Genomic DNA, 21,170 nt, shown 5'->3' with positions numbered 1-21,170 from the left:
CTGACAGAAAACTATCGAATTCGGGGGATCAGGCTGTTAATCGGATGTTAATGGATTTTTATTTCTCGTCGCTGTACTTGCGCAGCCAGGTTTTTTCCTCGGTGGTCAGGCTGTTATATCCCTTTTCATTGATCTTATCCAGCAGCTGGTCCAGGCGGGAGGCATGGCTGGGCTCATTGTTCCGCACTACCCGGAGGGGCGACTTTTTGGGTTTGAACTTATTACGGGTGGAGGGTTCTTTTTTGGTGAATATTTCGCCAATGCGGTCGAAGAAACGGGCGATGGGGGCTACGAGGTCGCGCCCGTGCTGGAGCTGGCGGACGTAGAGGTACCCGAAGGCGGCGCCGGTGAGGTGGGCAACGTGGCCGCCGAAGTTGTCGTGCGGGAGGGATACCAGGTCTATGAGCACGACGGCCGCCGCTACCCATTTAATGCGGACCCGGAGTATAAAAAAGATCATTATCTCCAGGTTGGGCATTACGGTGGCGGCTGCTACGAGAAAGCACATCACGGCCCCGGAAGCGCCGATGCCGGTGGTGTCCGTGCCGCGGAGGCCGGGCAGCAGGTTATAAAAAAGTACGAGCACGCAGGAGCAGAGGAAGCCGCTGAGAAGGTAGAGGGGTACTACGCGTTTGTTTCCCAGTTCGGTCCGGAAGAGGTTTCCGAAAAAGAAAAAGATGATCATATTTCCCAGTATATGCCAGACTCCTACATGTGTAAATGCTGTGGTTATCATTCCCCAGGGTTTCCTGATAAGAATGGAGGGGAGGGTGTGAAGCGCGAGGTTGTCGTACAGGAAAGCGCCCACGCTGCTGAGTCCGGCGCCGGAAATAAAACCTGAAAGAGCGAACAGCAGGAAAACAACAATGTTAATGATGATCAGGATGGTAATAGAGTTGCCTTGTTTTACCCAGTGTTTGAAATCCGATGTAAGGGAAGTTCCGTTCATACCGGAAAATTAAAGAAAAATTGGTTGCCCGCCTGCATTTCAGCGAGAAATGACTATGAGGACTGTAAGCCGATGGTTATCAAAAATATATGTAACCTGTTCGTTTACAGCAGGTATTTAGCCTAAATAAAATTGCCGGGAAGGGATAATCTCCGTATCTTTGCCTCCCTTAAAATATATTATGACAGAAAACAACATTACTAACGAACAAAACGCTGAACAACAGGTTCCTGTGGCTGAAGTAGCTACTGTGGAAACAGCGACAACAAATGCACCTGTTGCCACCGCTCACGACGATTTTGACTGGAGCGTGGACAAACGTAACGTATCTTCTTACAACAAAGAAGAGAAAGCCAGGTACGACGCAACGTACGACAGTACTTTTAAGACGATCGAGGAAAACGGTCTGCTTACCGGTACAGTGGTTGGCTTAACCAAAACCGACGTGGTGCTGAACATCGGCTTCAAATCCGATGGTCTGATCTCCCTCAACGAATTCCGTGATCTTCCCCAGCTGAAGATCGGCGATGAGGTGGAAGTGCTCGTGGTAGAAAAAGAAGACCGCGACGGCAACCTGCACCTGAGCCGCAAACAGGCTCGTATGCAACGTGCATGGGAACGCATCGTGGAAGTTTACAAAACCGGCGAAGTGGTTACTGGTACTGTTACCAGCAAAACCAAAGGCGGCCTGATCGTGGACGTGTATGGTATGGAAACGTTCCTGCCCGGCTCACAGATCGACGTTAAACCGGTTACTGACTACGATCAGTTTGTAGGCAAAACCATGGAGTTCAAGGTAGTTAAGGTGAACGAGGCTATCCGCAACGCAGTGGTTTCCCACAAAGCGCTTATCGAAAGCGACATCGAGCAGCAACGTGTGGACATCATCTCCAAACTGGAAAAAGGCCAGGTATTGGAAGGTACCATCAAAAACATTACCGACTTCGGTGCGTTCATCGACCTTGGCGGTCTGGACGGTCTGCTGTACATCACAGACATCAGCTGGGGCCGTATCTCTCACCCGAGCGAAGTACTCCAGATGGATCAGAAGATCAATGTGGTTGTACTGGACTTCGACGACGAGAAGAAACGTATCAGCTTAGGTTACAAGCAGCTCACCCCGCATCCGTGGGATACCCTGCCTGCAACTATCACCGAAGGTGCCAAAGTAAAAGGCAAGGTTGTAAATATCGAAGATTACGGCGCATTCCTGGAAATTCTGCCTGGTGTAGAAGGCCTGGTACACGTATCCGAAATCTCATGGGCTTCCACCCCGATCAACGCCAAAGAGTTCTTCAAACTGGGCGAAGAGTACGAAGCAGTGGTAGTTACCCTGAGCAAAGACGAGCGTAAAATGAGCCTGTCTATCAAACAACTCACCGAAGACCCCTGGTCTACTATCGAAACCAAATTCCCGCTGGACAGCCGTCACAAAGGCATCGTGAAAAACATCACTCCTTATGGCGTATTCGTAGAGCTGGAAACCGGTATCGGCGGTATGATCCACATCTCCGACCTGAGCTGGATCAAACGCTTCAATCACCCGTCTGAGTACACGAAAGTGGGCAACGAGATCGAAGTAGTGATCCTGGGCATTGATAAAGACAACCGCAAACTGAGCCTTGGCCACAAACAGATCGAAGAAGATCCCTGGAATACTTTCGAAACTATCTTCCCGATTGGTTCTATCCATGAAGGTACCGTAGTGAAGAAAGATGACAAGGGCGCTACCGTGCAGCTGCAATACGGCCTGGAAGCATACGCTCCCGCCCGTCACCTGCGCACTGAAGATGAGAAACCCATTGCTGTTGAAGATGTGAAAGAATTCATGATCATTGAATTCGACCGCAACGAAAAACGCATCCTGGTATCTCACACCAAGGTTTGGGAACAAGTGAAAGCCGACGAAAAAGACGCTGTGAAGAAAGAACAACGTGCTGAAGCCGACAAAACCCGTAAGACTGTGAAAAACATCCAGTCTAAGGTGGAGAAAGCAACACTCGGTGATCTCGGCGCTCTCGCTGAACTCAGAGAAAAACTGAAACAGTCCGAAGGTGGTGAAGAAAAGAAAGGTGAATAAGTAACGACGGATTCGTTTAAAAATAAAAGGTCCCCTGGTGCAAACCAGGGGATTTTTTTTGTCAATATTTTGACCAGCAAAAGCCCGTCATTGCGAGGAGCAGCGGGCTAAAGTGGGCGGGGCAATCCCGTCATTGCGAGGAGCGGCAGCGCTAAAGTGGGTGGGCGACGAAGCAATCTCCTGCATCGAATGGAGGTACACCTAGATATGGAGATTGCTTCGTCGCGGCCCCTGCACAGATCCCCCGCTGCTCCTCAATGACGGGCTTTTTAAACAATGCTTCTCTACGAAAACGTTTTCGAAGATAGTTGCAGCTACAACTAAGTAATCCCTGAAACTCTTTATTCATCAATATTCCAGCGCATCGATGAAGCTATAGTTAAAATTTATTAGGATAGTTTTAACACATCCTATACCTTCGCAACCTATTTAGTCTATAAATATAATAGGGTAAAAACCATGCGACACTTTCTTAAGCTTACCCTGCTTTTGCTGATGACCAACCTAACTATCTATGCACAAAGCAGGAAAATCACCGGTAAAGTTTCTACCGCAGACGGACAGCCGTTACCCGGCGTAACCGTTTTCATCAAAGGCACCGGCACCGGTACCATCTCCGCCGGAGACGGCAGCTACAGCCTGGATGTTCCGGACAACGCCACCGAACTCACTTTCTCCCTCATCGGGATGGAAACATTCACACAGCCCCTCAGCGGCCTTGCTTCTTACAATGTAACGCTCAAAACAGGCGATAAACAATTGCAGGAAGTAGTGGTGACGGCGCTCGGTATTTCCCGCGCCACCAAAGCACTGGGTTACGCCGTGCAGGAAGTGAAAAGCGCCGAACTGCAAACACGCCCCACCAACGCACTGGGAGCCCTCTCCGGTAAAGTAGCCGGCCTGCAGGTGATCTCCTCCGGTGGCAACATGGGCGGCTCCACAAGGGTATTGCTGCGAGGCATCAATTCCATTTCAGGGAACAACCAGCCGCTGTTTGTAATCGACGGTATCACCATCGACAATACGGACATGAATACCAAAAGCACGATCAACTCGTCCGCGGGTAAAGACGTGGGCAATATGATCCAGGATCTGAACCCTGATGATATTGAAAACATCAACGTGCTGAAAGGCCCGGCCGCTGCCGCATTGTATGGCACTCGCGCGGCCAACGGCGTGTTTGTGATCACTACCAAAAAAGGGAAAGCAGGCAAAGGTTTTGACGTAACGCTCAATTCAGGTCTTGAATTTGAACGCCTCACCCGCCTGCCCGAACGCCAGCACCTTTACGGCGGCGGTAAAAGCAATACTTTCCAGACGGCCACCATCAACGGCACTACTTACAATATCGTGGACTACGGCATGGACGAAAGCTGGGGCCCCGAACTGGACGGCACCCCCGTACTGCACTGGTACAACCTGGACCCCGAATACGCGGACGATTACCTGAAACCGCAGCCCTGGCTCTATCCCAAATCAGACGTGGAAGACTTCTTCCGCACCGGCCTTGCATCCAGCAACAATATCTCCATCAGCGGCGGCAACGAGAACCAGGCCTTCAGGCTCTCCTATACCAATCGCGCCGTTCGTGGTACCATACCCAATTCAAGCCTGCACAGGAATACGGTGAACCTTTCCGGTTCTTCCCGCTTCGGCAAATTCCTGGCCACCGCGAACGTCAACTATGTAAAAAACCAAAGCACCGGCAGGCCCTGGACCGGCGCCAGCAACCGCAATATCATGCTGGAAGCCTACCAGTGGGGACAGGTACAGGTGGACTACGATAAACTCCGCGAATACAAACGCCCGGACGGCACGCCCCGCGCATGGAACCGTAACAGTTACGAAAACACCGCCGCCGGCCGCGCCACTAAATACATCGACAATCCTTTCTGGTCCGCCTTCGAAAGTTACCTCGAAGAAAACCGTGACCGCTTCTACGGGAACATCGGTCTTTCCTACGACGTGAACAGCTGGTTACAACTCAGCTCCAAAGTGAACGCGGACCTGTACGATTACCAGAACCAGGACAGGATCGCGGTATTCTCCCGCAGCCAGAGCTCTTACAACGAATACTCGAACAACTTCAGCGAATTCAACTACGAGTTTCTCGCCAACGCAAAAAAACGCTGGAATGATTTCAGCCTCTCCGCATTCGCGGGTGGTAACATCATGAACCAGAAACGCCGTATCAGCAACGCTGCCACACAGGGTGGCCTCATTATACCGGACTATTACAACCTGAAAAACGCCAGCAGCGTGCTGAACGAATCCAACTCCTTCCACAAGAGCATTTATTCACTCTTCGGAAGCGTATCGCTGGGTTACAAGAGTTTCCTTTTCCTGGACGGAACATTGCGCAACGACTGGAGCAGCACTTTACCGCTGGACAAAAACTCCTTCGCGTATCCTTCTGTATCCACTTCATTCGTGATCAGCGAACTGGGTGAATTAAAATCCTCCAGCTGGATCAACCTCCTGAAGCTCCGCCTCAGCTGGGCGCAGGTGGGCAACGACACCGATCCTTACCAGTTGCAGCAGGCATACGAAGCCACACAGGCGTTCAACGGCAACCCCGGGTATAAACTCCCGTCCATCTTCGCGAACCCTGAGCTGAAGCCGGAGATCACTTCCTCTTACGAAGCAGGCGTGAGCTTTAAAGCATTCCGCAACAGGCTGGGCCTGGATGTAACCGTGTATACGAACGACAGCCGGAACCAGATCATCAACATCCCGGTGTCCACCGCATTTGGTTATGAATCCCGTTTCATCAACGCGGGTAAGATCAATAACCAGGGTGTGGAAGTGAATCTGAACGTAGTGCCCGTTACCAACCAGGATTTTAACTGGGATGTAAACCTGAACTGGAGCACCAACAAAAACAAAGTGGTGAAACTGACGGAAGACGCCAGCAGTTATCCCATCAACGACCCGACCGGCACGCTCATCACGCTGGTGGCCAGGGAAGGAGAGTCTTACGGTCAGTTCCTTGGATATGATTTTGTATATGACAACGATGGAAATAAAGTGATCGGTGCAAACGGCGCATACCTGCGCACGGAGCAAATGGTGCCGCTGGGCAGCATTCTCCCCAAATGGCAGTTCGGTATCGGCCAGCGCTTCACTTACAAACGCTGGGATGCGGGCATTCTCGTAGACGGGCGTGTAGGCGGGAAAGTATTTTCCCAGACTTACAAAGTGGGTATGCAGACCGGTGTACTGAAACCGACGGCAGAAAACGGCATCCGCGAAAACGGCCTCGTGCTGGACGGTGTGAACGGTACCGTAACATTTAACCCGGACGGCTCTTACAGCGTGTCCAATACCAAAGTGAACACCACGCGCATTTCCGCGATGGACTGGGCACTGGGTTTCTCCAACGGCCCCACCACGCAGAGCATTTTTGACGGTACTTACGTGAAGCTGCGCGAAGTGACGGCAGGTTATACCATCCCGTTCTCCAAGACCAGCATTGTACGCCAGGTGCGTGTATCCGCATACGGCAGGAACCTCTGGAACATCTATACCGTGAACGATTACATCGATCCGGAACTGACGAACAGCGGTGGAAATATCCAGGGTGTGGAAGGCGGCAACCTGCCGGTGCCTGCAACATTCGGTTTTATTGTACAGGTGAAATTCTAGTAAACTGAACGACCATGAAACAACAACTTTCTAAAATATATACGCTGGCGCTTGGAGCTTTACTGTTCCTGGCCGCCTGCAGCGACGATAAGTTCGAGGACATCAACAAGGACCCCAACAGGCCTTCCGATGTGCCCACCACCACCATTCTTTCCCAGGCGCAGAAACAGCTGCTGGACAACCTCCGCGGCTCAGTCGGTAACTTCAGGGGGAGCATGCTTTTTGCCCAGTACTTTTCACAGAACCAGTATACGAACGAAAGCCGGTACGACCTGCCCAGAGCGAATTCAGATGCTTACTGGGACAATGCCTACAAAGCGTTGAACAACCTGGAACAGATCATCCGCCTGAACACGGACCCGCTCACCAAAGTGAAAGTAACGGCGAACGTAGGCCCGAACGAAAACCAGATCGCGATCGCGCGTATCCTGAAATCCTACGCGTTCATTTCCCTCACGGATGCTTTCGGGGATATTCCCTACAGCTCCTACGGCAGCGACGATCCGGACTTCCAGGCACTGAAGCTGAACCCTGCCATCGTGAAACCGAAATACGCTTCGCAGCAGAAGATCTATACGGACATCCTGAAGGAACTGAAGGAAGCGGCCGCTCAGCTGGATGTGAACGCCAATACTTTCGGCAACTACGATGGTATTTACAAAGGCAGGCCCGATCTCTGGAAACGTTTTGCCAACTCGCTGAGGCTGCGCGCCGCCATCCGCGTCCGCGCCAAACTGCCGCAGCTGGCTGAAACCCATATCCAGGAAGCGATTGCGGGCGGCCTGATCCAAAACAACACGGAAAACGCCACGCTGAAATACGAAGCCAAAGCGCCGAACGAAGCGCCGCTGTACCGCATCACCGTGACGGAAAACCGCCGCGACTTCTCCGTGTCCCACATCCTGATCAATGTGCTGAAAGGCCAGGCAGGCCCCTTTGCCGCGCCGGACCCCCGTTTAAGAGTGTATGCGCGGGTGAACAAAAACAACGAATACCTCGGCCAGCCTTACGGCCTGAACGCAACGGTGGCGTCTATCCTGAAAGCGGAAGATATCAGCCTGCCCGGTACGCTCGTAAATGCCGCCGATTACACGGAAGTGCTGCTGGAATATGCGGAAGTGAATTTCCTGCTGTCCGAATACCGTAACTGGAACCAGGCGGATTATGTAAAAGGCGTACAGGCATCTTTCGAAAAATGGGGTGCGGACCCTGTTGCTGTGACCGCATACCTGGCCCTGCTGCCGGCGGCCACGCAGGAGACCGTACTGTCCCAGAAATATCTTGCGCTGTATATGCAGGGCAACGAAGCCTGGGCTGAGATCCGCAGAACGGGTTATCCCCGCTTCCTGGTGAAAGCCGGTGACGTGGTATGGCCCGGCGCCCCCGGTGCCCCGGAAAACCAGCAATTCATTCCCATCACCGGCACCGCCATTCCTGCCAGGGTGTATTATCCGCAGAAAGAGCAGACCGTGAACAGGGACAACTACCAGGCCGCTGTAGCCGCGCAGGGCAACGACCGGCTGGACACGAAAGTGTGGTGGAATAAGTAGCAGACATGTTAACTATTGATAGACAAACGGCAGGAGCGAAGGTTCCTGCCGTTTTTTATACCGGGTATCCTGTTATGAGATCGGTTGCACGGTCGTTGTTTGGCCTTAGGCCGCTTTTAAACCTGTTCCGGACCTGCTCATACTGGCCTCTAATTGGCGTTATACCGGCCCCATACCGGCCTGTAACCGGCCTGCAACGGCCGTGTATTAGTGATGTAACAGCGGAGTAAAAGCGTTCTAACGGCGATATCACCGTTGGGAAAGGGTTATTTGCGCAGCAGTTCCAGCTGTTCATCCCCGAATTGCAGCAGGGAGTCCAGTTTCATATCGGCCAGTACAAACTTCGGTTCGGTTCTTTTATGCGCTTCAGGCACCACTACCACCTTCATGCGGGCGGCTTTGGCGGCTATCATGCCCGTTACGGAGTCTTCAAATGCAAGGCAGTTCAGGGGATTGGCGTTCAGCTCTCCCGCGCAGGCGAGGTAAACGGCGGGGTGGGGCTTGCCGTACGGCTCAAATTCGGCGGAAACCACCGCGTCGAACGAAGAGCGGATATCCAGGTGGCTGAGCACGGACTGGATAAGGCTCATGGGAGAGGAGGAGGCCAGGCCGATGCCGAAGCCGCGGCTGCGGAAAAAATCCAGGATATAATGGAGGCCTTCCATGCCCTGGCCCTCATGCAGTATCTTATGGGTTACGCTGTCGATGATCTCGGTGGTGACCTGTTCGGCGCTTTTGCTGTTCCATTTGAAATAATTATGCCAGTAGCTCACTACTTCCTTGGTTCTCAGGCCCGTAGTTAAGTGGGTCAGTTCGGGGGAGAGGGAAACGCCTACCGTTGAAAACACCTCCCGCATAGCGACGCCCCAGAGAGGCTCGGAATCCACCAGCAGGCCGTCCATGTCAAATATCACCGTATTGATCATTATTGTACTTTTTGCGCCGCAAAGGTACGAAGTTGAAGGAGAAATGCCATTCCGGCTGCCCATTTACAGCCGGGCCCGCCTCCCCTGGCTACTGATGAGCCATTTCCCCGGAGCTGCGCCCCATCAGCAGCCAAACGGCTTTCCGCCTGCCCCGGGCTTACTTATTAGATATTTTCTAAAATTCAACCCCGTTTTTTATCAAAAAAAGTTTTGTGTTTACGACCCGGACCTATACCTTTGTATTACTCTACAAATTCTATAGGAAAATGGGCAATACAGTATCAGTAAGAATGAATATGCGCATGTGCTGTTGGTCAGTCTCAACGGACTGAGGAGGAATCTACATATGAATTATCTGAATTCAGAATCATACAACGACAGCCTCCGATATGCAAACGGGGGCTTTGTTTATATTATAGGCCTGTGCCGGAAGTAGTAGTTATGAAACCAAAAAGGTTCCATCCGGCCTATAAGAAGACAAATATTAACGGGATGAATACCATTAAATAACGAGCAATTCAATTATCATGCAAAGTTTCAGAACCGAACTGGAAAATCCGATCGTAGAACGGGACATTATTGAACTGGAACAAAAGATCAGGCTGTTTCGCGAGGGCAAAATGTCCGACGAGAAATTCCGCAGCCTCCGCCTTGCGCGCGGCGTATACGGTCAGCGCCAGCAGGGTGTGCAAATGGTCCGCATCAAATTGCCGTACGGCAAAATGACCCTTCAGCAATGGAACCGCATTGCAGACATTTCAGACGAATATTCCACCGGTAACCTTCACCTCACCACCCGGCAGGATATCCAGATACATTTTGTGTCGCTGGACAGAACGCCCGAGCTGTGGGCCAAACTGGAACTGGACGATATCACGCTTCGCGAAGCCTGCGGCAACACCGTCCGTAATATCACCGCTTCTGATAAAGCAGGTATTGACCCGGAAGAACCATTTGACATCACGCCTTACGCGGATGCCACCTTCCGTTATTTCCTCCGCAACCCCATCTGCCAGGACATGGGCCGTAAATTCAAAATGGCCTTCTCCTCCAGCGAAAAAGATACCGCCCTCACCTTCATGCACGACCTCGGCGTGATCCCCAAGATCCGCATCGTGGACGGCAAGGAAGTGCGTGGTTTTAAAGTACTGGTAGGCGGTGGCCTCGGCGCCCAGCCTTACCTCGCCAAAACGGCCTTCGAATTCCTGGAAGCGGATCAGCTGATCCCTTACATCGAAAGCGTGCTCCGGGTGTTCGACCGTCATGGCGAAAGATCCAGCCGTCACAAGGCGCGTATCAAATTCCTCATCCAGAAGATCGGTATGGAAGAATTTGAGCGTTTGGTAAAAGAGGAATACAAAGCCATCAAATCCAAAACAGTAGCCATAGATTATGCTGCATGGCCCGCGGACGTAGTGCCGGCGGACGGTTTCACCGCTCCCGCTTTCACCATCCAGGACCAGAAGCAGTTTGAAGCCTGGAAAAAGACCAACACCTTTGAACAGAAACAGGAAGGTTATTTCGGCGCTTACATCCGCGTACCGCTGGGTGATATCAAATCCCACACTTCCCGCGCGCTGGTTGAAAAACTCCGCCCGGTAGTGGCCGATGATATACGCGTGACCGTGAACCAGGGCCTGCTGCTGAAATTTGTGCGCGAAGAGAACCTGCCTTATATCTTCTCCCTGCTGGAAGAAGCAGGATTTAAGGCGGCGGGTTTTGACAGCGTGGCGGACATCACCGCATGCCCCGGCACAGATACCTGTAACCTTGGCATCTCCAGCAGCACCGGCATCGCCGCGGAACTGGAACGGGTGATCCACGAAGAATTCCCGGACCTGATCTACAACAACGATATCAAAATAAAGATCAGCGGCTGTATGAACTCCTGCGGCCAGCACGGTCTTGCCCACATCGGTTTCCACGGCTCCTCCCTGAAAAGCGGCGGTAAAGTACTGCCTGCATTGCAGGTACTGCTCGGCGGCGGTGTGCTCACGGACGGTGCGGGAAGGATCTCAGACAAGGTACTGAAAGTGCCCAGCCGTCGTGGTCCTGACGTACTGCGCACCCTGCTGCACAACTACGAAGCCAATGCAAAGGACAAAGAACTGTTCAACGACTATTACGACCGTAACGGTGAAAAATATTTCTACGAACTGCTGAAACCGCTCGCGGACCTCACCAGCCTCAAGGACGGTGATTTCATCGACTGGGGCCAGGCGGAAGGGTTCAGCACGGCGATCGGCGTGGGCGAATGTGCCGGCGTAATGATCGACCTGATTGCCACCCTGCTGTTTGAAGCGGAAGAAAAACTGGAATGGGCCGCGCAGAGCTTTGCGAACAATTCATGGGCCGATGGTATTTACCATTCCTACGCCTGCCTCATCCAGACCGCGAAAAGCATCCTGCTGGACGAAAACGTGAACTGTAACACACAGCATGGCATCATGAACGATTTCGACAAACATTTCGTGGAAACCGGCAAATTCAAAGTACCGGCCGAAAGCTTTAAGAGCCTTGTGCTGCAGATCAACCAGCACGAGCCTACCGAGAGCTTCGCCAAACAATATTACCAACAGGCAAAAGCCTTCTACGACAAAGCGCAGCAATACCGCACGGAGAAGCAGACGGCAAACGCGAACGCCTGATATACCAACCATAAAAATTGTACGATCATGCAAACACAACAACCCAAAGTGACGCTGGTAGGAGCTGGACCCGGAGACCCGGAACTGATCACCGTAAAAGGACTGAAAGCGATCCAGCAAGCCCGCGTGATACTGTATGACGCCCTGTCTAACAACGAGCTCCTTGACCATGCACCGCAGAACTGCCTGAAACGCTTTGTAGGAAAGCGCGCAGGCATGCACGTGTATACCCAGGCGGAGATCAACCGCATGATCGTGAAATATGCCCTCACCTACGGCAGCGTGGTACGCCTGAAAGGCGGAGACTCTTTCGTATTCGGCCGCGGCCAGGAAGAGCTGGCGGCAGCTCAGCAGTACGGCATCGAAACGGAAGTGATCCCCGGCATCAGCAGCGCCATTTCCGTACCCGGCGTGAACAAAATACCCGTCACCGCAAGGAACGTGAGCGAGGGGTTTTGGGTGATCACCGGCACCACGCAGGACGGCAAGCTGTCCCGCGACCTGGAATTCGCTATCCAGGCGGATACCACCGTGGTAATCCTCATGGGAATGAGTAAATTGCAGGAGATCGCGGATATTTATGCCCAGCTCGGCAAAGGCCAGGTGCCCGCAGCCATCATTCAGAACGGCACCCTGCCTACCCAGAAAATAGGCGTGGGCGTGGCGCAGGACCTTCCCGTATTTGCGGAGGAACAAGGGCTGAAAAATCCCGCGATCATCGTGATAGGCGAGGTGGTACGGTTCCACGAAGCATTCCAGGAACTGCAGACCAAACTGGCCGACAATTACAAATTAGCCGTTTGATCATGGAGCAAAATCACCTTTTTCCCGTTTTCTTTAAGCTGGATCAGCTCCAGGTGCTGGTAGTAGGCGCCGGGAACGTAGGCTGCGAGAAAGTATCGGCCATCCTGCAAAACTGCCCGGCAGCCCGCGTAACCGTTGTAGCCACCTGGTTTGCCCCCGAAATGGCGGGTATCACCGAAGGATATAACAACGTAACGCTGGTGCAGAAGGAGTTTTCCTGCGGAGACCTCTTCGGGAAAGACCTGGTGATAGCCGCCACGGCGGATAAAGAGCTGAACAGCTGCATCTGGGAAAAGGCGAAAGCTTCCAGGGTATTGATCAATGTGGCGGATACGCCCGCCCTCTGCGACTTTTACCTAGGCTCCGTGGTGCAGAAAGGCAACCTGAAGATCGCCATCAGTACAAACGGCAAATCGCCCACCATCGCCAAAAGGCTGAAGGAAGTGCTGAACGATGCGATCCCGGAGCAACTGGAAAACGTGCTGCATCATCTCCAGGCCATCCGCGACCGGCTGAAAGGGGATTTTGCCGACAAAGTGAAAAAACTGAACGAGCTCACCAGTGTACTGGTCAGCAAAGACTGATTTAGATAGATCGATTCATATACAGAAAAAGAGGCTGTCTCCGTTGAGGCGGCCTCTTTGTTTTAAAACCGGTATTTTATTCACCTGTACCCAAAGTATACCGTACGTATAGGATACGTATAGGAGAGGTATAGGAGAGCGGGCGGGAAGGGGTGTTAAAATAGTATCTGAATAACAAAGGCCGTCCCGAATGCTTTCGGGGACGGCCTTTGTTATAATATTCTCACCGGGTTATTGTTGCTCGTAAAACAGGGCTTTCAGCTCACCCGCGTCGGCGGGTTTCATTTTGCCTCCCAGGATCAGTCTCAGCTGGCGGCGGCGCAGGGCGCCTTCAAACAATTTTTTTTCTTCTTCGGACTCGGCCACCACCGGCGGCACGGGGCGGGATTTGCCGTTTGGGTCCAGGGCTACGAAGGTCATAAACGCTTCGTTGGATTTGTAGCGGTATTGCAGCACCGGGTCTTCTCCCCACACCTTCATATGCACTTCAATGGAAGTGGTGAAGGCACGGGTCACGATGGCTTCGATATGCACCACGTTGCCCAGTTTGATGGGGTTTTCGAAGGAGATATTGTCCACAGAGGCAGTTACAACCGGCGCGGCGCAGTGTTTCATGCAGGCCAGCGCGGCGGCGATGTCCATCCAGTACATCAGCCGGCCGCCCATCAGGTTGCCGAAGGTATTGGTATCGTTGGGGAGCACCAGCTCCGTCATCTGGATCAGGGAATCGTGTGCCTTTTTTGGCGTTAAGGTCATATCAAATGATTTCATCCGTTAATAACTGATTTTCTTAATTGTCGGATGGAATTGCATGTCATCCGTTAATAATCGACTTTTTAATGGTCGGATGGAGCCTGGCGGGAATGTCTCTTGTATGACAAATATTTCTCATGCCCGGCTTCAGGACGCAAAATTACGGTAATGCTATGATAATTCCCGTCGGTGAGAGCGGCGAAGGAGGGAAGCGCCGCGAGGCAATGGAAATCAGGGCGGAATGTTGCCGGAATATTTGAAATGCCCGCCTGCATTTGCCGGGTACGTAGCCGCCACGGTACAAAAGAAGAACGGGAGATTCCACACCGCGGCGGGAAAGAGCAACGGGAGATATTTCTGTTAATTTTTTGAAAGGCAATATGGTATTGGATTTGCGCGGATTTTGGAACGCCCTCCGGGAAATTGAACTTGGGTGGGAGGCAAATTTGTGTATCTTTGCATGACCTTACGGAAGTAAATTACTTGACAGGATACACCATTACAGTCCCGGCAGCACTTCCTCTTTGGTCAAGTAAAAATTTCAGGAACTTAGTTTTTTATGGCAAAATATATCTTCGTTACGGGAGGTGTTACTTCCTCATTGGGTAAAGGAATTATCGCAGCGTCCCTCGCTAAACTATTGCAGGCGCGCGGCTTTAAAGTGACAATTCAGAAATTTGATCCATATATCAATGTGGATCCGGGTACATTGAACCCTTATGAGCATGGGGAATGTTATGTAACCGAAGATGGCGCCGAAACCGACCTGGACCTTGGCCACTATGAGCGTTTCCTGAATACGCCCACCTCACAGGCCAATAACGTGACCACCGGCCGCATTTACCAGACCGTGATCAACAAAGAGCGTGAAGGCGCTTATCTCGGTAAAACGGTACAGGTGATCCCGCACATTACAGACGAAATTAAACGCCGCATCCTGCTCCTGGGCAAGGACAGCAAATATGATATCGTGATCACCGAGCTGGGCGGCACCGTGGGCGACATCGAATCCCTGCCCTACATTGAGGCTGTACGCCAGCTGCAATGGGAACTGGGCGAAGAAGACTGCCTGGTGGTGCATCTCACCCTCATCCCTTACCTGCGCGCGGCTAAGGAACTGAAAACCAAACCTACCCAACACTCCGTAAGACTGCTCAGCGAAAACGGCGTTCACCCGGACATCCTGGTGTGCCGTACGGAAGAGCCGATGTACCGCGAGCTGAAAAAGAAGATCGCCCTGTTCTGTAACGTACAGGTAGAAGCGGTGATAGAAGCGAACGACGTAGGAACCATCTACGAAGTGCCCCTGGAAATGATGCGCGAGAAGCTGGACGTGATCTGTCTCAAAAAGATGAAGCTGCCCGTTGAAAAAGAACCCGAACTGGTGAAATGGCGCGAGTTCCTGGACAAACTGAAATACCCCAAATCCAAAGTGACCATCGGCCTGATCGGCAAATACGTGGAATTGCAGGATGCTTACAAATCCATCCTGGAGTCATTTATCCACGCCGGCGCGGTGAACGAATGCAAGGTAATTGTACAAAATATTCACTCTGAACATATTACGCCCGAAAACGTAAGCGAGAAACTGAAAAACCTCGATGGGCTTTTAGTAGCACCCGGCTTCGGCCACCGCGGCATAGAGGGCAAGATCACGGCTATCCAGTATGCCCGTGAAAACAGCCTGCCGTTCTTCGGTATCTGCCTTGGTATGCAGATGGCCGTAGTGGAATATTCCCGCAACGTACTGGGCCTTCGCGAAGCGCACTCCACCGAAATGAACCCGGAAACGCCTTACCCGGTGATCAACCTCATGGAAGAGCAGAAAAAGATCACCAAAATGGGCGGTACCATGCGCCTGGGCGCTTACGCCTGCGACCTGAAGCCCGGATCCCAGGCATCGGCCATCTATGGCGGCGCAACGGCCATCACGGAGCGTCACAGGCACCGTTATGAGTTCAACAACGACTATCTCCAGCAACTGGAGCAGGCGGGTATGGTAGCCTCCGGTAAAAACCCGGAAACCGGCCTCGTGGAAATGATCGAATTGCCCGGCCATCCTTTCTTTGTAGGCGGCCAGTTCCACCCGGAGCTGAAAAGCACCGTGGAAAGCCCGGCTCCTCTCTTCGTGAGCTTCATAGAAGCCGCCAAGAGCTTTGCCGAGAACAAAAACGGCAAGGCTAAACAGGCCGAAGAGAAAGTAATACATGAATAAAATAATCATCAAGTGATGCACGGTTCCTGCCGGTAAATGATTTAACATTTCTACCCGGCAGAAATCGTGCATCATTATGCCGTAAATATTACCTTTGCTCCTTAAATTTTAATTTTCGACATGGATAGAAATTCGGTCATCGGTTTTGTGTTATTAGGCGCTTTACTGATCGGGTATATTTTCTGGAATCAGAAAAGCTCTGAAAACGCGAGACTGGAGAAGGCCCGTCAGGATTCCATAGCCAACCTGAATAAGCCCAAGGACGAGCAGGCGAAACCCGTTGCCACACTGAAAGACAGCACCGGCGCAGCGGTTATTGATTCCGCCGCTTTCAGCGCAGAATACGGTCCCTATGCCGCGGGCGCTACCGGTACTGAAGCAACCGCCGTACTGGAAAACAAACTCGTTAAGATCACTTTCAGCAACAAAGGCGGTGAGCCCAAACTCATCCAGCTGACGGAGTTCAAATCCTCAGACGGAAAGCCCCTTTTCCTCCAGCAAGGCTCTTTTAACAGGACCGGGCTGAAACTTCCCCTGCCTAACAATCAGACGCTCAATACTTCAGATGTATATTTCACACCCGGCCAGATTGAAAAACATCCTGACGGCAGCCAGAGCATCAGCTACCGCCTTGCCGCCGGCGCGAACCAATACATCGAGTATCAATACATGCTGAAAAACGACAGCTACCTGGTGGATTATACCATCAACCTGGTGAACATGCAGAACATCCTGCCGAAAGGCAACCTGAACCTGCAATGGAACAGCCAGGCGAACCTCCAGGAGCACGACATGAAGCAGGAGCGGCTGAACAACCAGGTGCATTACCGCTATGAAAATGAAGAACACGACTACTTCACCCTGCAGAACAAAAGCGAGGAGAAGCTAGGCAAACCGCTTCAGTGGATCAGCTTCAAGCAACAGTTCTTCAACATCACCCTGATCGCCAAAAAAGATAAGTTCGCCTCCGCGGAGATCCACTCCAAAGTACCGGAAAGCGCCAATATCGTTGGCCAGCAGATGAGCACGCTGACTATTCCCTACAATGGCGCGGCCACTTACAGCTTCCCCGTGGAAGTGTATTACGGCCCGAACAAATACAAGACCCTCAAAGCCATGGACATCGGTCTGCAAAAGATCATCCCCCTCGGCTCAGGTATCTTTGCTTTTGTGAAGTATGTGAACATCTGGATCATCATCCCGGTATTCGACTTCCTTGGCGGCCTTACCAGCAACTACGGTCTCATTATCTTATTGCTCACCATCTTCATCCGCCTGATCATCGCACCGTTCACCTACCAGAGTTACGTATCAGCCGCCAAAATGAAGGTGCTGAAACCCGAACTGGACGAACTGCGGGCAAAACATAAAGACGATCAGCAGGCCTTTGGCATGGAGCAGATGAAACTTTTCCGCAGCGCGGGCGTGAACCCGCTCGGCGGCTGTCTGCCGGCACTGCTGCAGTTGCCCATCCTCGTGGCGATGTATTCTTTCTTCCCCTCTTCCATTGAGCTGAGGCAGGAAAGTTTCCTGTGGGCGAAAGACCTTTCCACCTACGATTCCATTTACAACTTCGGTTTCATGATCCCTTTATACGGCGATCACATCAGTTTGTTCACCATCCTGATGACGATTACCAGCCTCGTGCTCGCGTTCTACAACCGCGGTATGACGGACCAGAGCAACCCCGTAATGAAATACATGCCTTATGTATTCCCCGTGATGCTGCTGGGTATCTTCAACAGCATGGCCGCGGCGCTCACGTACTATTATTTCCTGAGCAACGTGATCAGTATCGCGTTGCAATGGGTGATCCAGACGTTCATCATCAACCACGACAAGATCCACGCGAAGATCCAGGCGAACAAAGCGAAGCCGGCGAGCAAAAGCAAGTGGGCCGAGAAACTGGAAGAGATGCAGAAACGCCAGCAGGAAGTACAGAAACAACAACCGAAACCAAAAAAGAAATAAAAATTTCCTGATAAAGAAGGCTCCACCATATGGAGCCTTCTTATTTTAAACAAGATATGAGAGTAACAGTATTAGCAGGATTATTACTCGCGGGCCTTACGGGCTTTGCGCAGGATTATAAGCCCTCAGCGGAAAGGATCACGGAAACGGTGAAGTATTTATCCTCCGACAAACTGAAAGGCCGTGGAACGGAAGAAAAGGGCGGTACAAAAGCCAGCGGATATGTAATGAAACAATTCCGCAAGCTGGGCCTCGAACCGGGGAACCACGATGCCTGGTACCAGGACTTTACCTTCAGCCGCGGCAAACACACAGATCTGCGCAGCCGCAACGTCATCGGTTACCTGGACAACGGTGCTCCTTATACGATCATCATCGGCGCTCATTACGACCACCTGGGCACAGCAGGTTTATTTGACGGCAGGTATCCCGTTGGCCAGATACACAATGGCGCGGACGACAATGCCTCCGGCGTGGCAGGCCTGCTGGAGCTGGCCCGTTATTATATACAGAACGGCGGGAAGGAACCGTTCAATTTTATGTTCATCGCCTTTGGCGGCGAAGAACTGGGCCTGCAGGGCTCCAAATACTTCACAAAAAATCCCGTGGATTCGCTCAGTAATGTGCATTTTATGTTGAACATGGATATGATCGGCCGTTACAACCCTGAGCGGGGCGTCGGCATCGGCGGTTATGGTTCCGCGGAAGAATGGCCGGAGATATTCAAAGGCGTGCAATACGAAGGCATTAAGTTCTTTACAGACGCCGCCGGCAAAGGCGGCTCCGACCATAACAGTTTTTATGTGGCGGGCGTACCGGTATTATTTTTCCACACCGGTGGCCACGATGACTATCACAAGCCCACCGATGATGCGCCGAAAGTGAAGGCGAAGGAAGAAGCGGGGATACTGGAGATAGCGGTGCAGCTGATCAATAATGCGATGAAGGTGGATAAGCTGGAGTATAAGGGGGAAAAATAAAGCCGGAACATCTCGCTATTCGTATTGAACGTTCAGCGTAAACCGTTTGAACTCACTCCTGCAAAGTTCCACAGGTACATTATTCTTGTAGGAAAATATACAGACCTGGTATTTTAGCCGGATGGAGCCTTGCGGAAGAATAAGGATATTATAGGGAAGAAATATCTTCAGAGCTTTAAAATCAGCAGGATGATACCCGGGCCGGAAGTCAGTACTGCTGGATAATTCACCGGCCGCTGTTCGGTAACGATCGATGCTGGTTACTAATGGTGTTCCATCTTCAAAATAAAAATAAGCAACAGCCTTTCCGTTAATCCCTTTCATATTCTGGACATTAAAATCCGTTGTAATTTCCATACCATATAGGTTGTTCCTGGTAACGTTCGGGTCCAAGGTTACATCATTTACATATCCTCTGGTTTTTGTAAGTTCGTCACTTAGCTTTTTATTAACAGATTCGATAAGTTTTTTGGTTTCGGCATCTGAAGGGTTTAGCAGCAATGATTTTTTGTAATCAGCAAGAGCGGCTGTATAATTGCCTGTTTCACTATAACATCTTCCCCTGCTTCTGTAATACAAAAAATGATTCGGACGAAAGCTAATGGCTTTACTGAAATCTTCAATGGCCACCGGGAATTTTGAAAGCGCCAGGTAGCTTTGACCCCTGTAAAAATAACCATCTTCGTTGCCCTTGTCGCTTTGCAATACCTCGTTGCATATCTTGATGCATTGATCGTATTCCTTGTTATTGATACGTAAGAGAGCATGCATAATCCGGTATTGCATCAGGCCTGGATTAAGGGAGATAGCGGTTTCAATGGACCGTATGGCGGCGGGGGACTGCCCTTTATTTTTGAGGATTCCGGATTTAAGGTAATAATAATTGGCATCATTAACGTTAAACTCGATGGCTTTATTTACTTCTCTCAGCGCGGCGTCTGTGGAATCCATATTATTATAGGCATCAGCCCGAGCATAATATGCGGCGCTGTATTTCGGATTCAGGGTAATTGCTTCAGAAAGCTTCACGACTCTGGCGTGAAGGTCCGGTGTGGTTATAGCGGATTCATATTTTTTACGGGCCTGTTCCATGATATTGGCAGATAGTTGAGAGGTAGTAGCGCGATATTCCTGTTGCGCTTCCTGGTATCCCTGGATGACAGCTTTTTGTCTTTCTGATCTTGGCGGATGCGTAAGAGAAGGTTTGTCTTCCGCATAGTTTATCACGCCGTCGAGTATGCTTTTTTCAGGAGCGCCCAGTTTGTATAAGGCATATCCGGACCATTTATCCGCAGCCAGTTCAAAATCCGGATTGGAACCTTGCGATTCAAAAGTATGACCAAACAGTATATGGGCTACTTCATGTGCTAGAACACACTTGGCACCCCAGTCCGCAGCAGCGGTGTTTTTGATCTTTTCCAGGAAAACAGGATCATATAAAATATACTGCCCGGGATGTTTAGGGTCGTTGTAGAACCATGCGTAGCAGTTTTTGATCTTCAGGCAGGGTACGATCTTGATACTGTTCTTTACGCCTATCTTTCCCAGAATAGCTTCCACTACTTTTGTTGCTTCCTGATCTGGCAGTGCGCCAAAGAACTGGCAAAGATTTTCCTTGAAGGGGTCTTTTTCATTTACCGGGTTATAACCACAAAAGAAGCCTGTTTGGGCAAATGTTCGGGGGGAAGAACCCAGTATGAGTATAAGGGATAAAAAAATAAGGGATCTCATACAGAATCAAAGGTATTTAAAAACAAATTAGGCAAAATATTCGTCACTAGCATGAAAATTTGAATATATAGAGCAAATCCGTATTTTAACAGAAAATACCACCTGTGTACAAGCTTCCCCTGGCCCTTTTACTATACCTTTTAACCAATCCCCCGTCATTTCGTAGCGCCGTGCCTGAAAATCTCCACTGCAAAGAGGATTCAGTAACAATAGCCGTTAAGCGCATAGACAGCCTTATTACGCATGAACTACAAAGGAATTTGTGTTCTGGTTCTTTCGACGGATCAAATGACTCGCTATTGATATTGATCCAGCATAAAACACGACAATTACC

Annotated in this window: 13 protein-coding genes; 9 read left to right on the top strand and 4 right to left on the bottom strand. The window is 51.1% G+C overall.

Annotated elements, in window-relative coordinates:
- Positions 1-58 precede the first annotated feature (58 nt).
- Positions 59-949, bottom strand: a complete 891-nt coding sequence (locus EG028_RS04970) for a rhomboid family intramembrane serine protease (RefSeq protein ID WP_120515313.1) — start codon at positions 947-949, stop codon at positions 59-61.
- A gap of 181 nt (positions 950-1,130) precedes the next feature.
- On the opposite strand from EG028_RS04970, the gene rpsA reads away from it, so the two are divergent.
- From rpsA to EG028_RS04955, 3 genes are all read left to right on the top strand, one after another.
- On the top strand, positions 1,131-3,029 hold the full coding sequence (gene rpsA / locus EG028_RS04965; RefSeq protein WP_120515314.1) for a 30S ribosomal protein S1: 1,899 nt from the start codon (positions 1,131-1,133) through the stop codon (positions 3,027-3,029).
- 459 nt (positions 3,030-3,488) lie between these two features.
- The gene (locus tag EG028_RS04960; protein ID WP_120515315.1) at positions 3,489-6,674 is read left to right on the top strand and encodes a SusC/RagA family TonB-linked outer membrane protein; all 3,186 of its coding nucleotides are present in this window, start codon (positions 3,489-3,491) and stop codon (positions 6,672-6,674) included.
- 14 nt (positions 6,675-6,688) lie between these two features.
- Positions 6,689-8,224 carry a SusD/RagB family nutrient-binding outer membrane lipoprotein gene (locus EG028_RS04955; RefSeq protein ID WP_120515316.1) on the top strand — a complete coding sequence of 512 codons (1,536 nt, stop codon included), beginning with the start codon at positions 6,689-6,691 and terminating at the stop codon, positions 8,222-8,224.
- A 266-nt stretch (positions 8,225-8,490) separates the two neighbouring features.
- Here the strand turns inward: EG028_RS04955 and hxpB are convergent, their stop codons facing one another.
- Complete coding sequence (gene hxpB, locus EG028_RS04950) at positions 8,491-9,150, bottom strand: hexitol phosphatase HxpB (protein WP_162946293.1); 660 nt, start codon at positions 9,148-9,150, stop codon at positions 8,491-8,493.
- Positions 9,151-9,677: 527 nt separating this feature from the next.
- Between hxpB and EG028_RS04945 the strand changes: the two genes are divergently transcribed.
- The 3 genes from EG028_RS04945 to EG028_RS04935 are packed head-to-tail and all read left to right on the top strand — an operon-like array spanning position 9,678 to position 13,186.
- Positions 9,678-11,798 carry a HEPN domain-containing protein gene (locus EG028_RS04945; protein ID WP_120515318.1) on the top strand — a complete coding sequence of 707 codons (2,121 nt, stop codon included), beginning with the start codon at positions 9,678-9,680 and terminating at the stop codon, positions 11,796-11,798.
- A gap of 27 nt (positions 11,799-11,825) precedes the next feature.
- The gene (gene cobA / locus EG028_RS04940) at positions 11,826-12,602 is read left to right on the top strand and encodes a uroporphyrinogen-III C-methyltransferase (RefSeq protein WP_120515319.1); all 777 of its coding nucleotides are present in this window, start codon (positions 11,826-11,828) and stop codon (positions 12,600-12,602) included.
- Positions 12,603-12,604: 2 nt separating this feature from the next.
- Positions 12,605-13,186, top strand: coding sequence for a precorrin-2 dehydrogenase/sirohydrochlorin ferrochelatase family protein (locus EG028_RS04935; RefSeq protein ID WP_120515320.1), 582 nt, complete (start codon positions 12,605-12,607; stop codon positions 13,184-13,186).
- A 231-nt stretch (positions 13,187-13,417) separates the two neighbouring features.
- On the opposite strand, the gene EG028_RS04930 is transcribed toward EG028_RS04935, so the two are convergent.
- Entirely contained in the window at positions 13,418-13,942 is a 525-nt protein-coding gene (locus EG028_RS04930; RefSeq protein ID WP_120515667.1) for an acyl-CoA thioesterase, read from the bottom strand.
- Positions 13,943-14,498: 556 nt separating this feature from the next.
- On the opposite strand from EG028_RS04930, the gene EG028_RS04925 reads away from it, so the two are divergent.
- The 3 genes from EG028_RS04925 (at position 14,499) to EG028_RS04915 (ending at position 19,105) form a co-directional block, all read left to right on the top strand.
- The gene (locus EG028_RS04925; protein WP_120515321.1) at positions 14,499-16,154 is read left to right on the top strand and encodes a CTP synthase; all 1,656 of its coding nucleotides are present in this window, start codon (positions 14,499-14,501) and stop codon (positions 16,152-16,154) included.
- Between the two features lie 120 nt (positions 16,155-16,274).
- Positions 16,275-18,125: a membrane protein insertase YidC gene (gene yidC, locus EG028_RS04920; protein WP_120515322.1), complete on the top strand. Its 1,851-nt coding sequence runs from the start codon at positions 16,275-16,277 to the stop codon at positions 18,123-18,125.
- Positions 18,126-18,181: 56 nt separating this feature from the next.
- Positions 18,182-19,105, top strand: a complete 924-nt coding sequence (locus EG028_RS04915) for a M20/M25/M40 family metallo-hydrolase (RefSeq protein WP_120515668.1) — start codon at positions 18,182-18,184, stop codon at positions 19,103-19,105.
- Between the two features lie 15 nt (positions 19,106-19,120).
- Here the strand turns inward: EG028_RS04915 and EG028_RS04910 are convergent, their stop codons facing one another.
- Positions 19,121-20,332: a tetratricopeptide repeat protein gene (locus EG028_RS04910; protein WP_162946295.1), complete on the bottom strand. Its 1,212-nt coding sequence runs from the start codon at positions 20,330-20,332 to the stop codon at positions 19,121-19,123.
- Between the last annotated feature and the right edge of the window lie 838 nt (positions 20,333-21,170).

The organism is Chitinophaga barathri (assembly GCF_003807585.1).
GTDB classification, from domain to species: domain Bacteria; phylum Bacteroidota; class Bacteroidia; order Chitinophagales; family Chitinophagaceae; genus Chitinophaga; species Chitinophaga barathri.
This window is presented reverse-complemented; position numbering and strand designations above follow the sequence as displayed.

Bases quoted from the DNA above. Each gene is read 5' to 3' on its own strand.
- EG028_RS04970 (WP_120515313.1), bottom strand. From the start codon at position 949: ATGAACGGAACTTCCCTTACATCGGATTTCAAACACTGGGTAAAACAA.
- rpsA (WP_120515314.1), top strand. From the start codon at position 1,131: ATGACAGAAAACAACATTACTAACGAACAAAACGCTGAACAACAGGTT.
- EG028_RS04960 (WP_120515315.1), top strand. From the start codon at position 3,489: ATGCGACACTTTCTTAAGCTTACCCTGCTTTTGCTGATGACCAACCTA.
- EG028_RS04955 (WP_120515316.1), top strand. From the start codon at position 6,689: ATGAAACAACAACTTTCTAAAATATATACGCTGGCGCTTGGAGCTTTA.
- hxpB (WP_162946293.1), bottom strand. From the start codon at position 9,150: ATGATCAATACGGTGATATTTGACATGGACGGCCTGCTGGTGGATTCC.
- EG028_RS04945 (WP_120515318.1), top strand. From the start codon at position 9,678: ATGCAAAGTTTCAGAACCGAACTGGAAAATCCGATCGTAGAACGGGAC.
- cobA (WP_120515319.1), top strand. From the start codon at position 11,826: ATGCAAACACAACAACCCAAAGTGACGCTGGTAGGAGCTGGACCCGGA.
- EG028_RS04935 (WP_120515320.1), top strand. From the start codon at position 12,605: ATGGAGCAAAATCACCTTTTTCCCGTTTTCTTTAAGCTGGATCAGCTC.
- EG028_RS04930 (WP_120515667.1), bottom strand. From the start codon at position 13,942: ATGACCTTAACGCCAAAAAAGGCACACGATTCCCTGATCCAGATGACG.
- EG028_RS04925 (WP_120515321.1), top strand. From the start codon at position 14,499: ATGGCAAAATATATCTTCGTTACGGGAGGTGTTACTTCCTCATTGGGT.
- yidC (WP_120515322.1), top strand. From the start codon at position 16,275: ATGGATAGAAATTCGGTCATCGGTTTTGTGTTATTAGGCGCTTTACTG.
- EG028_RS04915 (WP_120515668.1), top strand. From the start codon at position 18,182: ATGAGAGTAACAGTATTAGCAGGATTATTACTCGCGGGCCTTACGGGC.